The organism is Streptomyces ureilyticus, assembly GCF_011045025.1.
GTDB lineage: Bacteria > Actinomycetota > Actinomycetes > Streptomycetales > Streptomycetaceae > Streptomyces > Streptomyces ureilyticus.
Genome location: NZ_JAAKZX010000012.1, coordinates 53,826 through 66,490, shown reverse-complemented (window position 1 = coordinate 66,490; position 12,665 = coordinate 53,826). Strand labels below are relative to the sequence as shown.

Annotated in this window: 10 protein-coding genes and 2 pseudogenes; 4 read left to right on the top strand and 8 right to left on the bottom strand. The window is 69.8% G+C overall.

The window, feature by feature from the left end:
- Nucleotides 1-8: 8 nt before the first annotated feature.
- The 4 genes and pseudogenes from G6048_RS06245 to G6048_RS06230 all read right to left on the bottom strand — a co-directional run.
- Nucleotides 9-1,025, bottom strand: a pseudogene (locus tag G6048_RS06245) (glycoside hydrolase family 5 protein); the annotation flags it as partial.
- Between the two features lie 84 nt (nt 1,026-1,109).
- A complete protein-coding gene (locus G6048_RS06240; protein WP_206341239.1) occupies nt 1,110-2,123 on the bottom strand; it encodes a Rieske 2Fe-2S domain-containing protein in 1,014 nt (337 codons plus the stop codon).
- 231 nt (nt 2,124-2,354) lie between these two features.
- Nucleotides 2,355-3,923 (bottom strand): alpha/beta hydrolase, encoded by a 1,569-nt coding sequence (locus tag G6048_RS06235; RefSeq protein ID WP_165338425.1) that lies wholly within the window; start codon nt 3,921-3,923, stop codon nt 2,355-2,357.
- Nucleotides 3,924-3,932: 9 nt separating this feature from the next.
- Nucleotides 3,933-4,586, bottom strand: a complete 654-nt coding sequence (locus G6048_RS06230; protein ID WP_165338424.1) for a hypothetical protein — start codon at nt 4,584-4,586, stop codon at nt 3,933-3,935.
- A 113-nt stretch (nt 4,587-4,699) separates the two neighbouring features.
- On the opposite strand from G6048_RS06230, the gene G6048_RS06225 reads away from it, so the two are divergent.
- From G6048_RS06225 to G6048_RS06215, 4 genes and pseudogenes are all read left to right on the top strand, one after another.
- The gene (locus G6048_RS06225; RefSeq protein WP_165338423.1) at nt 4,700-5,362 is read left to right on the top strand and encodes a TetR/AcrR family transcriptional regulator; all 663 of its coding nucleotides are present in this window, start codon (nt 4,700-4,702) and stop codon (nt 5,360-5,362) included.
- Nucleotides 5,363-5,465: 103 nt separating this feature from the next.
- Nucleotides 5,466-5,677, top strand: a pseudogene (locus G6048_RS51745) (IS5/IS1182 family transposase); the annotation flags it as partial.
- Between the two features lie 109 nt (nt 5,678-5,786).
- Nucleotides 5,787-6,536 (top strand): LysR family transcriptional regulator substrate-binding protein, encoded by a 750-nt coding sequence (locus G6048_RS06220; RefSeq protein WP_165338422.1) that lies wholly within the window; start codon nt 5,787-5,789, stop codon nt 6,534-6,536.
- A 308-nt stretch (nt 6,537-6,844) separates the two neighbouring features.
- Nucleotides 6,845-7,252 (top strand): ATP-binding protein, encoded by a 408-nt coding sequence (locus G6048_RS06215; protein WP_165338421.1) that lies wholly within the window; start codon nt 6,845-6,847, stop codon nt 7,250-7,252.
- Nucleotides 7,253-7,520: 268 nt separating this feature from the next.
- On the opposite strand, the gene G6048_RS06210 is transcribed toward G6048_RS06215, so the two are convergent.
- The 4 genes from G6048_RS06210 to G6048_RS06195 are packed head-to-tail and all read right to left on the bottom strand — an operon-like array spanning nt 7,521 to nt 12,448.
- Nucleotides 7,521-8,768, bottom strand: coding sequence for an XdhC family protein (locus tag G6048_RS06210; RefSeq protein ID WP_165338420.1), 1,248 nt, complete (start codon nt 8,766-8,768; stop codon nt 7,521-7,523).
- Nucleotides 8,761-10,899, bottom strand: coding sequence for a xanthine dehydrogenase family protein molybdopterin-binding subunit (locus G6048_RS06205; protein ID WP_165338419.1), 2,139 nt, complete (start codon nt 10,897-10,899; stop codon nt 8,761-8,763). Before G6048_RS06205 ends, G6048_RS06210 begins: the two co-directional genes overlap by 8 nt.
- Nucleotides 10,896-11,888: an FAD binding domain-containing protein gene (locus G6048_RS06200; protein WP_165338418.1), complete on the bottom strand. Its 993-nt coding sequence runs from the start codon at nt 11,886-11,888 to the stop codon at nt 10,896-10,898. The genes G6048_RS06205 and G6048_RS06200 overlap by 4 nt, the downstream gene beginning before the upstream one ends.
- Nucleotides 11,885-12,448: a 2Fe-2S iron-sulfur cluster-binding protein gene (locus tag G6048_RS06195; RefSeq protein WP_165338417.1), complete on the bottom strand. Its 564-nt coding sequence runs from the start codon at nt 12,446-12,448 to the stop codon at nt 11,885-11,887. Before G6048_RS06195 ends, G6048_RS06200 begins: the two co-directional genes overlap by 4 nt.
- Nucleotides 12,449-12,665: the final 217 nt, after the last annotated feature.

Below are 12,665 nucleotides of genomic sequence, written 5' to 3'. Positions count from 1 at the left end.
CAGGCCACGCCGCCGCCACCGGCGTAGATGTCGGCCTCCTCGGAGGTGGCGGCGATGCCGTTCGCGCCGTTGAAGATCCGCTGACCCCAACTGGTGAGCTGGTTCGGGTCGAAGTTCGTGACCATGTCCAGGTACTCCACCCCGCCGCCGTTGCCGCTCCAGGACCAGCCGAGGTAGCCGAGCCCGAGCTGCTGGGCGGTGCCCAGAATGGCGTCCTCGTCGGGGTTGCCGTCCGAGTGGTCGTGGCCGAACTCGCCCACCACGACGGGGAGTTTCGCGGCGACGAAGCGGTTCAGGTAGTCGCTGACCTCCGCGGCGGTGTCGAAGACGCCGTACATGTGGATGGCGAAGATCGTGTTGGCGTCCGGGTCCGCGGCGAACACCGAGGCGGCGTTGTCGCGCATGGTGAACGCCCAGTCCTGGCCCCAATTGGGCGCGTCGACCATGATCGTGTGGTCGAACCCGGCGCCCCGGAGCTTCTGGATCGCCGCCTTCGTGTCCGCCGTCCAGCTCAGGAAATTGAGGTTCCCGTGCGGCTCGTTGCCGATGTTGACGACGACGTAGTCCTCTTGGCCGCTCAGCGCACTCTGCACGCTGATCCAGTAGTCCGCGGCCCGCGAGAGCGAGACGGCTCCGCTCTGTTCGCCGTAACCCGTCGTGTCGTGGACCTCCAAGACGCAGATGAGCCGGTTCTGCTTGCACTGGCTGACGACGTTGGCCACATCGGCGGCGTCGTTACGGGTCCACCGGTCACCGCTGGAGAGGACGACCCGTACGGTGTTGGCGCCCTTCGCCTTGATATGCGCGAGGGAGCTGATCCGGTCCGGATACCAGGTGTGGGCGTGGTTGACGCCCCGCATCACGAAGTCGTTCCCCGACGCCTCCAGCAGCCGGCCGTTCTCGACGCGGAAGCCGGTGGGCGCGGCATGAGCCGGGGCGCCGAGGCCGAGCAGGGGGAGGAGCAGGGCGGCGACGAAGCCGAGAACTGGAACGATCCGTAAGGGTAAGAGGCGGGTGCTGCGCATGATGGTCCCTTCTCTGAGTGAGGTGGGAGCGCTACCGGCACCATCAAGGCACCGTTGTCATTGACACGTCAAGACGCGTCGCAGCTACTCGGACGGGGCCTCGGCCGGGACCTCGGGCGGATAGAACTGGGCGTACCAGCGCCGCAGCGCCCGGATGCCCTTCTCATGGGGCAGCAGGACCGGTCGCGACTGATGGATCTTGTGATCCCAGATCCGGACCTCCTCACGCACCTCACCCAGGGCTTCCGACCGGAAGACGAGCTTGAGCAGCGGAACGAGGAACGGCAGCCGGGACGGCTTGCGGAGGTAGTACAGCATCCGCATCTCGCTCATGCGGTCGTCGACGGGGGTCGTCAGGGCGACCGCGGTGACCGAGAGGGCGGGGCCGTGGGAGCGGACCACCATGATGCCGGGTCCGTACATGAACGCATCGAAGCTGTTGTTGATGTCCCGGCCGAACACGCGCCGCCCGATCCGGCCGCGGACCTCGGCGAAGGGACCGTCCGTCCGCAGGTCCTGCACGGGTGGTTCGCTCTGGCCGTGGATGAAGTGGAAATGGGACTCGTCCACGATGTTCTCGCGCATCTCCTGGACATGGATACGCGCCCGGCAGGTGTCGTCGATCGGCTTGGCGAAGTCCCCGGCCGCCGCCTCCGGGATCTCCGGCACCTCCCACGCCGGCTCGCCCGGCCCGGCGTAGACGAAGACAAGCCCGCTGTGCTCACGGACCGGGAAGCCGCCGATGGCCACCTTCGGCGTACGGACCGCGAACGGCGCCTCCACGCACCGGCCGTCCGCACCGAACCGCCACCCGTGGAACGGGCACTCCACGGTGCCGTCCACGACCTTCCCGCCCACGCCCAGGTGCGCCCCGTAATGCGGGCAGTGCGCATCCCGCACGGCCGGCCGACCATCCGCTCCGCGGAAGGCGATGAGGGCACGCCCGAAGTAGTGCAGGCTGACGACCCGGCCTGGGCGTAACTCGGCGCTGCGGAGAACGGCGTACCACCCGTGAGGGACGAGCGGCATCGGGTACGCGTCGGCGCGCGGATCGCGTGGCAGGGCGGCGAGGCTGTCATGGCTGCGTCGAAAAGGCATGCGCCGAGGCTAACTTGATCTCCTGTCCGAACCGATGGGCGATCTACCTGGAAAGCTTTCTGCTCACTGTTCCGGGATCATTTCCAGCCGTACGCGTACGACACCCTCTTGGTCCGCCGATCATCCATACCCGCCATTCCGCGGCATGGTTGCGAGCCGGCATGCGGCCGGTCGGGCCAGGCCCGCGAGTCACCAGCACCGGCCGGGGCGGCTACGCCGGAGTCGAGCGTGTCACAGGCTGCAACGGGCGTCGGTGGGCGGGGATTCGAGGTCGAGGAGATATTCACCGACCACGTCGTCGACGCACTTGCTGCCGCCGAGGAGGTAGGCGCCGTGCTGTTTGCCGTCGACTGTGAGCAGGCTTCCGTCGAGAGCTCGCGACATCGCGATGCCGCCCTCATGTGGCGTCACAGGATCGCCGGTGACCGACACGACGAGCGTCTCGGGGAGGCCTTCGACCTCGGCGAGCCAGGGCTCGCCGCGTGTTGGCGGCGCGGGCCACGCCTCGCATTCGCTGTGGTAATTCCCCGCCGTGAACACGTCGAGGTCAAACATGGGCGCGACCTCCCCGATCTCGCGTGCGAGCGCAGTCTGTTCCTCCGGCGTCGGACGGGGTGAGTCCATGCAGCGCACAGCGATGTTCGTGTCGAAGTCCTGGCCGTAGGCGCCGTCCGCCGTGCGGGCGTAGAAGGTGTCGCGCAGGGCGAGCATCTCGTCGGCGTTCCCTGCCTCGAGCGCGGTCAGGGCGGAGATGACGTCGGGCCATTTCTTTTCGGAGTACAGTCCGCCGCTGATGCCGAGGTAGGCGTCCCAGATGCTCAGGTCCCGGCCGTCGGTGGTCGGTGCTGGTGTCTCGACGAGCGGCTGGACGATCTCGTGCAGGCGGTCGTTCGCAGCCGCGGGGTCGGGGCCGAGAACGCAGTCGGGTGATTCTGTGCAGTGTGCGGCGAGGTCGTGGAACCGTGCCTGCAGGCCGGCGAATGAGGACAGGCGGGACTCGCTCGCCGTCAGGTCGGGCGAGACGGCCCCGTCGAGCACGATCGCGCGGACCTTTTCGGGGTAGGTCGCGGCGTACATGGCGCCGAGTTCGGAGCCGTAGCTGTAGCCGAGATAGGTCAACTGGTCGTCACCGAGCACCTTTCGCGTGATGTCCATGTCGCGCACGACGCTCGTAGACCCGGCGTTCACAAGGTTCGCGATGCCGCCAGAGCCGTCTGCGCAGCGCTCTGCGAGCTCGACCGCCTCTTTGGCGTTCGTGATGTCGTACACCGCGCCGAACCGCGGCACGTCGCCTGCGTCGTACTCCTCGTCGGTGTAGCAGTCGAGGGCCGGGGTCGACGACCCGACCCCGCGAGGATCGAAGCCGACGATGTCGAAGCGTTCGGCGACGGGGCTTGCCTGCCACAGGGGCAGGGTGGACGCGACGAAGCTGGTGCCGGATCCTCCGGGTCCGCCCGGGTTGAGCAGCAGTGAGCCCTCAGGCTCGCCCGCGGCGGGGAGGCGGGTGAGCGCGATGTGCGCCCTCTCGCCCTCCGGATCGTCGTAGTCGAGCGGGACCTCGACCGAGGCGCACTGGAGCGCCGGGTTCGCGAACAGCTCGGCGTCCGCCGCGCTCGTCGCGGTGTCCTCGCACTTGACCCAGTCGAGCTCTTGCTCGAGGTAGGCGCCGAGGTCCGCATCCGCGCCGGAGTCCGGTGGAGGGAAAGCGGGCGCGCATCCGGCGAGCAGGAGGAGTAAGGCCGCGGCGAGCACGGTCTCGAGGTGTCGGGAGCGATTGGGGAGCCGAGGATGTGATCGCATGCGTTTCTCCTATGCCAAGCCGCGATCGTGTACGAGGGCGCGGCGGCGATTGACGGATTGTTCCGTGTTCGCCCATGCCGGCAGGTCGATGGGCGAGACGAACGGGGTGAAGCGATCAGCCCAGAGCGGCAGGTGGGTAACCAGCTCGAGCAGCTGCGGGGCGAAGAGGATCAGATTCATCGTCAGCACGATGACGGCGCAGGCAGCGAGGGCGCGCCCGACCCCGGGGTGCCGGCGGGAGAGTTGGGCGCGCCAGTGCTCGGGCGTCCCTGGCGCGGGATCGAGACGTCGCCGGTCGGCGTCCGCGTTGATCAGGTGAATCCGCTGCATGCCGTACCTGCTCGCGGCGACCTCGATGCTGTCCGATCCGAGCGGGAACCGGACCGGCATGTCGGAGGTCTGCACGTGCCGGTCGTCCCGGTAGAGCGAGGCTCTGCCGGACATGTGATCGACATCGACCGTCGCCGTCGACGCATCGCGAAGGCCGATCGCGAATCGTGTGCGCTGCAGCGAGAGGGAGGGGCGGAACGGTGGCAACGGCGAGCCCGGCTCCGGAGCAGGCGTCGACCACGTTTCCGCATCGCCGTCGAGGCCTTCGAGCCCGTCGAAGCCGTGAGGATCCTTCCGCGCCGCACCGGTCCAGGGATCGTGCCAGTCGTTCATGTCTCGCCCTGTCCGGGGTCGTAACGGGACGGAGCGCGGCCACGAAGTCTGTCTAGCATGCTCATGCTAGATAAAGTAGCACGCGCGTGCCAAAAAATGCCTAGGATGGTGTCATGCCTAAGAGAGTCAACCCGGATGTCCGCCGAGAGCAGGTCGCCGACGCCGTGATCGACGAGATCGCCGCGCATGGGATCCGCTCGGTGACCCTCGCCCGGATCTCCGCACGCACCGGCCTGGCCATCGGGAGCATCCGGCATTACTTCGGCGACACCGTCCGCGAGGTCATGCGCTTCACGTTGGGCGTCCTCATGCAGCGCGTCGTGCGTCGCGACACGACGATGTCCGACGACCCGGTGGCACGGATCGCGGATGTGATCGCATTCGCCGCGCCGACCAGCGAGCAGGAGCGCCGGGAGAACATCGCTTTGGTCGAATACCGTGTCATGGCGCGCACGGACCCGGAGCTTGCGGCCGACATCGCCGCGACGTCCCTTGCGGGCGCGGAGGTGATCCGCTCGTTGCTGCGCGATGCGCTGGCCGACCGCGTGATCGACGAGGAAGCGCTGCACCGCGAGGCGCTCCTGCTGTTCGCCCTGATCGAGGGCTTCTCGTTCAGTTCGGCGCTGTTCTCCGCCCCGTTGCGCGAGACGGACGTCCGTGCCGTCGTGACGGCGACCATGCAACGTCTGCGCGACGCCTATCCGCCTTCCGAAAAAGCTGTCGAGGGAGCGGCCGGAGCTCCTGAGACCGCCGAGGAGTCACGGAGCTACAGCTAGCACGTCATCGACACAACGCTCATGTCCGAGCGCGACCTGCGTGAGGTTTGCCCGGAGGGATGGGAGTACCTCCTCGCGCAGGAGCAGGTACCGCGGACGGCAGTTGCTGGCCGCGATCGTCTACGCCCTGGTGTCCGGCTGTGCCTGGCAGGCACGGCCAGGGCCTGCTGGATCTGACTCGTCTGGTGCCGGACACCGCGCACGTACGTGCGAATGGGGGACGAACTTACAGGCCCGAGCCCCGTGGACCGGGGCAGACCGGCTTCCAAGCTGCACCTGCTGTCCGATGCGACCGGAGTGCCCCTCGTGCTCGGCTGGTGGGTCAGGGGCGGCGCCAGCCCTCGTACACGACGCGTACCGGACCGTCGGGCTCCGCTGCCGACCGCGTACGAGGCCTCCGGCCACCGCCCGGTAGCCTGGCGGGGTGACAGGCTCGGAAGTATCTCCCTCGTTTCGCCTCGCTTACGTTCCGGGGGTGACGCCCGCCAAGTGGGCGCGGATCTGGAGCGAGCGGCTGCCCGACGTTCCGCTGACCCTCGTCGATGTGCCGGCCGCTGAGGCGTCCGATGTGTTGCGGAGCGGGGGAGCCGACGTGGGGGTGGTACGGCTTCCGGTCGACCGTACGGTCTTCAGTGCGATCCCTCTCTACACCGAGTCGACGGTGGTGGTGAGCCCGAAGGATCACCTGGTGACGGCGGCGGACGAGGTGAGCGTCGCGGATCTCGCCGACGACGTCGTGTTCCATCCGCTCGATGACGTGCTCTCCTGGGAGCGGCTGCCGGGGCGTGCCGCCATCGAGCGTCCCGCCATGACGGCGGATGCCATCGAGCTCGTGGCGGCGGGGGTGGGGCTGCTCGTCGTCCCCCAGTCGTTGGCCCGGCTGCACCATCGCAGGGACCTCACGTACCGGCCCGTGGTCGACGCGCCTCAGTCGAGCGTCGCGCTGGCGTGGCCCGAGGACGCGACCACCGATCTGGTCGAGGACTTCATCGGGATTGTCCGTGGCCGGACGGCCAACAGCACGCGCGGGCGCACGGCGCCTCCGGCGCAGCCGAAGACCAAGCGCCGCGAAGCGGCGGACGCCGGCCGGAAGCCCGCATCGACCGGCGGAAGCCGTCGAAGCGGGGGCGGGGCGAAGAGCGGCAGGCGCGGGAAGCCGCGGCGGCGGTCGTAGGTAGCAGTCCCCAATCCCGCCCCTGCCCGGCTGTATCAATTTGCGGCTCCGCCGCGTGGTGGGTCGAGCGGGGGGACCCCCATCGCGGCGGAGCCGCTGATGTCACAGCCCCGCGCCCCTGAAGGGGCGCTCCCCGAGCCGTCCGCCACCATGGTCACCAGCCACCACGTGCCCGCGCCCCCCAACTATCCTCCGTACGGGTGTTGAGCCAGACGGATACGGGCGCTGACGTGCGCTCGCGTGTCGGGGGATGACTCAAGTTTCTCTGGGCAAGCGAGAAAAAGGTCAGCGTCCACCACCGGAGGCTTGTGATCGTGCGTTCATCCGAGGAAGTAGAGGAAGACCACCAACCCCTGCAAGGGACAAGTTCGCAGAGCGCGGGACGGGCGAGGAATGTGACGCGCGGATTCTTGTCCGCGGTAGCCGCACGTGCCGGAGCCGAGACGGATGCGGTGCTGCTCGTGGTGTCGGAACTGGTCACCAACGCGGTCCGGCACGCCGGCGGGGTGACCCGGTTCCATCTGGCGGCCGGACCGGGAACAGTGACAGTGTCGGTGGAAGACGCCAGCACCATCGCCCCGCAGCCGCGGCGGACTGACGCGGTCAAACCGGGTGGGTTCGGCTGGCACCTGGTGCAGGCGCTGTCCGCAGATGTGAGGGTCAGCATCGGACCCCGAGGAAAGACGGTGTCCGCGGTCCTGCCGTTGTCCCACTGAGTCGGCAGGAAGCCGGAGTCCGGCGGCAGTAGTCCGCCTGTCGCGGCGAGCTACCCCGCGGGCCTCGGACCCTTCGTCCATCCGGCGCGATGCGGAGTGAACTCCCGCGCGCCGCGCGCCCCGGGCGCGTGATGACGAGCTGCGCGAGGAACTGGTACGAGATGTGATGTCGGCTCCGCGCGTCGACGGCCACCGTCATCACCGACAGAGGCGAACTCGAAGGAGGCACCACCCCGGACACCTGCTCCACCGAGCAGTTCGGCCGCGGTTACGCCGAGCAGGCCCTCGCGGCGGCCCGGTCGGCCCTGGCGAAGTGACCCGCTGACGGGACACCCTGCTCTTCGAGCGTGACCGACGCGGACCGCACGTCACGGTGAATCGGTGTCGCAGAGCCGGTCAGTGGAACGCCCGAGCCGCCGTGTCGTACCGCGACGATCTCGGCGGCGATGGCCAGGGCCGTCTCCTCGGGCGTACGGGCGCCGAGATCCAGCCCGATCGGGGACCTTAGCCGCACCAACTCCCGCTCGGTGACGCCGACTTCACGCAGCCGCCGGTTGCGGTCCTCGTGGGTGCGACGCGAACCCATCGCACCGACGTACGCGACCGGTAGCCGCAGGGCCGCTTCCAGCAGCGGTACGTCGAACTTGGCGTCGTGAGTCAGCACGCACAGAACTGTGCGGGCGTCCGTCTCGGTGCGTCGGAGGTAGCGGTGCGGCCAGTCGACCACGATGTCGTCGGCCTCGGGGAAACGGGCCCGCGTGGCGAAGACGGGACGGGCGTCGCACACAGTCACGTGGTAACCGAGGAACTTGCCGGTGCGGACCAGCGCCGAGGCGAAGTCGATCGCACCGAAGACGATCATGCGGGGCGGCGGTACCGACGACTCGACCAGAATCGTGAGCGGTGCTCCGCAGTGAGAGCCCTGCTCTCCGATCTCCAGGGTTCCGGTGCGGCCCGCGTCCAGCAAGGCGCCCGCCTCAGCCACCACCGTGCGGTCCAGCTCGGGACGCCCGCCGAGTTCGCCTTCGTACGATCCTTCCCCGGACTCCGTCCGGGGGGACCCCCATCTCGCTTCGCTCGGGCGGACGAGCAGCGCCCTGCCCAGCAGTTCGACCGGTCCCCGGACCACGCGGGCGAGGGCCGCTGCCTCGCCCCCTGCGGCGGCCGAGAGTGCCGACGCGAACACCTTCCTGCCCGGCGCGTCCGCACCCACCGGAGTGACCAGGACCTCGATGACTCCGCCGCAGGTCAGTCCCACCGCGAAGGCGTCCTCGTCGCTGTAGCCGAACCGCTCGCGCACCACCTCGCCGTCCTGGAGCGCCTGGACGCACAGGTCGTACACCGCCCCCTCCACACAGCCGCCGGAGACCGAACCGATGGCCGTGCCCTCGCTGTCGACGGCGAGGGCGGCGCCCGGACTGCGCGGTGCGCTGCCGCCGACGGCCACGACGGTGGCGACGGCGAAGGCGCGGCCCTCTTCGACCCACCGGTTCAACTCGTCGGCGAGGTCAAGCACTTGAGCCTCCCGCACTGTTCGCCGACAGGACCCGGTCGGGCCGGATGGGGAGGTGCCGGTGGCGTACGCCGGTCGCGTGCCAGACCGCGTTGGCGATCGCCGCCGCGGCGCCCACGATCCCGACCTCGCCGATGCCCTTGATCCCGACGGGGTCGTCCGGGTCCGGGTCGTCGACCCAGTGCGCCTCGATGAGCGGTACGTCGGCGTTCGCGGCGAAGTGGTAGCCCGCGAAGTCGGCGCCGACGTGGGTGCCCGAGGCGGAGTCCCGGAACGCCTCCTCGTGCAGTGCCATGGACAGTCCCCAGATCATCCCGCCGATGAACTGGCCGCGCGCGGTCAGCGGGTTGACGATCCGGCCGGCGGCGAAGACGCCGAGCATCCGCCGCACGCGCACCTCACCGCTGGTGACGTCGACGGCGACCTCGGCGAAGTGTGCTCCGAAAGCGTGTCGTTCCTGCTGCGCGAGGGCGCCGACCGCCTCGGAGGTGTCCGACCGCGAGGTGATGCCCTCCGGCGGAATGGCGCCGCCCAGGGCCAGTCGTTCCCGCAGCTCGCGTGCCGCGAGCATCACCGCCCATGCCCAGGAGCGGGTGCCCATCGAGCCGCCGGCGAACATCGCCGGGCCGAGGTCACTGTCCCCGATGTGCACGCGGACGCGTCCCGGCTCCGCCCTCAGTGCCTCCGCGGCGACGAGGACCAGCGCGGTCCGTGCTCCGGTTCCGATGTCCGTCGCGTTGATCCGTACGTCGAAGGTGCCGTCCGCCTGTGCTGTCACGGCCGCCGTGGACGGGCCGACCCCCGCGGCGTGCGTGGCCGCCGCCGTGCCGGTCCCGAGCAGCCAGCGCCCCTCGCGGCGCAGGCCGGGACGGGGATCCCGGTCCGCCCAGCCGAACCTGCGGGCGCCGTCCTCGAAGCAGGCGAGCAGGTTGCGGCTGCTGAACGGCAGCCCGGACAGGGGACCCACCTCGGGTTCGTTGCGGGCGCGCAGCGCGATCGGGTCCACGCCGCACTTCTCGGCGAGTTCGTCGAGCGCCGACTCCAACGCGAACGAACCCGACGCCGCGCCGGGCGCGCGCATGAAGGTCGGGGTCGGCACGTCGAGCCGTACGAGCCGATGGGTGGTGCGGTGCGCGTCGGCGTCGTACAGCACGCGCCCCACATAAGCGCTCGGCTCCAGGAATTCGTGCACGGTCGACGTGAGGGCCTGCGCATGGTGGTCGAGTGCGCGCAGCCGCCCGTCGGAGTCGGCGCCGAGCCTGATCCGCTGTGCCGTCGGGCTGCGGTAGCCGACGAGCGAGAACATCTGACGACGTGTCAGCACCATCCTGACCGGGCGCTGAAGGACGGTCGCGGCCATCACGGCGGCCACCTGGTGCGGCCGGACGCCCTTGGACCCGAAGCCGCCGCCGACGTGCTCGGACCGCACCCGCACCGAGGCCGGATCGAGGGAGAACAGCTGCGCGAGCTCACCGGCCACCCACATGGTGCTCTGGTTGGAATCGACGACGTCGAGCCGACCGCCGTCCCAGTGAGCCGTCGCCGCGTGCGGCTCCAGCGGGCTGTGGTACTCCTCCGGTGTGGTGTACTCCACGTCCACGACGACGGCGGACGCGGCCAGTTCGGCCTCCATGTCGCCCTTCACCTCGTCCGTCGGCACGACGGAGTCCGCCGGCGTGTACACATCCGGACGCCCGGCGAAGAAGGCGACGTCGTGCGGCTCCTCGTCGTACTCGATCACGAGCGCCTCGGCGGCCTCCCTGGCCTGCTCGGACGTCTCGGCCACGACCAGCGCCACCGGCCAGCCCGCGTACGGCACGCGGTCGTGCTGGAGGATCGCGAGGGTCGGGTCCGGCGTTCCCGTGATGCTCATGTAATCGGTGGTGACGCGCGGCGCGTTCTGGTGGTGCAGGACGGCGAGGACGCCGGGCATCGCGAGGACGGGGTCGGCCTCCACGGATCGGATGCGTCCGCGCGCGATGGTGGACAACACCAGCCATCCGTGGGCCAGTTCGGCGAAGGGAATCTCTCCGGCGTAGCGGGCGGCTCCGGTGACCTTGTCCCGGCCCTCCACGCGGGTGTGCGCGGTCCCGACGGCACCCGTCACCGCAGTGGCCTGAGTCGTCGTGGTCATCGGGAGGCCTCCTCGGCGAGTTCGGTCAGCACGGCCACGACCAGGTTGCGCATCAGCGTCACCTTGTAGGCGTTGTGGGGCAGCGGCCTGGCGGCCGCCAGTTCGGCGTCCGCGGCGGCGGCGAAGGCATCGGCCGTCGCCGGACCCCCGGTCAGCGCCCGCTCGGCCGCCCGGGCTCGCCACGGCCGGGACGCGACCGCCCCGAAAGCCAGGCGCACGTCGCGTACGAGCCCGTCCTCGACGTCGAGCGCGGCGGCGATCGAGCCGATCGCGAAGGCGTACGAGGCACGCTCGCGCACCTTGCGGTAGCGGGAGTTGGCGGCTGTGGGCGCGGGCGGCAGCGTGACGCCGGTGATCAGCGCTCCCGGCGGCAGCGCGGTCTCCAGATGCGGGGTGTCGCCCACGGGCAGATAGAAGTCGGCGAGCGGCAACTCGCCCGGCCCGTCGGCGGTTTCGTACGCAACGACGGTGTCGAAGGCGGTGAGCGCCACCGCCATGTCCGAAGGGTGGGTGGCCACGCAGTGGTCGGAGGCGCCGAGGATGGCGTGGTTGTGGTGCTCGCCCTCGATGGCGGGGCATCCGCTGCCGGGGACGCGCTTGTTGCACGGCTTGGTCACGTCGGTGAAGTAGCCGCAGCGGGTGCGCTGGAGCAGATTGCCGCCGACGGTGGCCATGTTGCGCAGTTGCCCGGAGGCGCCGGCCAGCACGGCCTGCGTCAACGCCGGGTAGTGGCGCCGGACTTCGGGGTGCGCGGCGAGGTCGCTGTTGGTGACGGTGGCGCCGATGCGCAGACCGCCGTCTCTCGTCGACTCGATCCGGTCGAGGGGCAGTTCGCGTACGTCGACGAGCCGCGCCGGCCGTTCCACGCCGGTCTTCATCAAGTCGACGAGGTTGGTGCCGCCGCCGAGGAAGCGCGCATCCGGATCGGCGTCGAGCAGCGCGACCGCGCCGGAGACATCGAGGACGCGCTGATAGCCGAACTCCCTCATGCGGCTGCCTCCTCGGCCTCGGCCGTCTGCGCCCCTGCCGCCTGTGCGACTGCCTGCACGATGGACACGTATGCGCCGCAGCGGCACAGGTTGCCGCTCATCCGCTCCCGGATCTCGTCCGCGCTGAGCGGTGGGGGCCCCGCTTCAGGTCGTACGTCGTCGGTGACGGCGCTCGGCCATCCCGCCGCGTGTTCCTCGATCATGCCGAGGGCCGAACAGATCTGGCCCGGAGTGCAGTAGCCGCACTGATAGCCGTCGAGATCGAGGAACGCCTGCTGTACGGGGTGCAGTTGCTCGCCCTCGGCGACGCCTTCGATGGTGGTGATCTCGCGCCCCTCGGCGGCCACCGCGAGCTGGAGACAGGAGACGGCACGGCGTCCGTCGATCAGTAACGTGCAGGCACCGCACTGACCTTGGTCGCAGCCTTTCTTGGTACCTGTCAGGTCGAGATGCTCGCGCAGTGCGTCGAGCAGGGTGGTGCGGTGGTCGACGGGCAGGGTGTACTTCTCGCCATTGATGTTGAGGGTGATGGCGCTGTACGTCGGGGGAACTGGGGTCATGGGCGGCCTTCCTTCGCGTGGGTGTGCGCGTCGAAGCCGGACGGGACGATGCGGGTCGGCGAACAGTTCCGGCCGTTCGCGCAGGGGTGTCCGCGGTTAGAGTGGACTTAAGCGGACAGCTGTCCGGTAGTCAGAAACCTAACGGACAGCTGTCCGCTTAGCAAGGGAGGCCCTGACGTGATTCCTGGAAGGGGGACGGGTGCAGGACAGAAATGAC

Excerpts from the sequence above, each read along its gene's own strand:
- G6048_RS06240 (WP_206341239.1), bottom strand. The coding sequence starts at position 2,123 with ATGCCTTTTCGACGCAGCCATGACAGCCTCGCCGCCCTGCCACGCGAT.
- G6048_RS06235 (WP_165338425.1), bottom strand. The coding sequence starts at position 3,923 with ATGCGATCACATCCTCGGCTCCCCAATCGCTCCCGACACCTCGAGACC.
- G6048_RS06230 (WP_165338424.1), bottom strand. The coding sequence starts at position 4,586 with ATGAACGACTGGCACGATCCCTGGACCGGTGCGGCGCGGAAGGATCCT.
- G6048_RS06225 (WP_165338423.1), top strand. The coding sequence starts at position 4,700 with ATGCCTAAGAGAGTCAACCCGGATGTCCGCCGAGAGCAGGTCGCCGAC.
- G6048_RS06205 (WP_165338419.1), bottom strand. The coding sequence starts at position 10,899 with ATGACCACGACGACTCAGGCCACTGCGGTGACGGGTGCCGTCGGGACC.
- G6048_RS06200 (WP_165338418.1), bottom strand. The coding sequence starts at position 11,888 with ATGAGGGAGTTCGGCTATCAGCGCGTCCTCGATGTCTCCGGCGCGGTC.
- G6048_RS06195 (WP_165338417.1), bottom strand. The coding sequence starts at position 12,448 with ATGACCCCAGTTCCCCCGACGTACAGCGCCATCACCCTCAACATCAAT.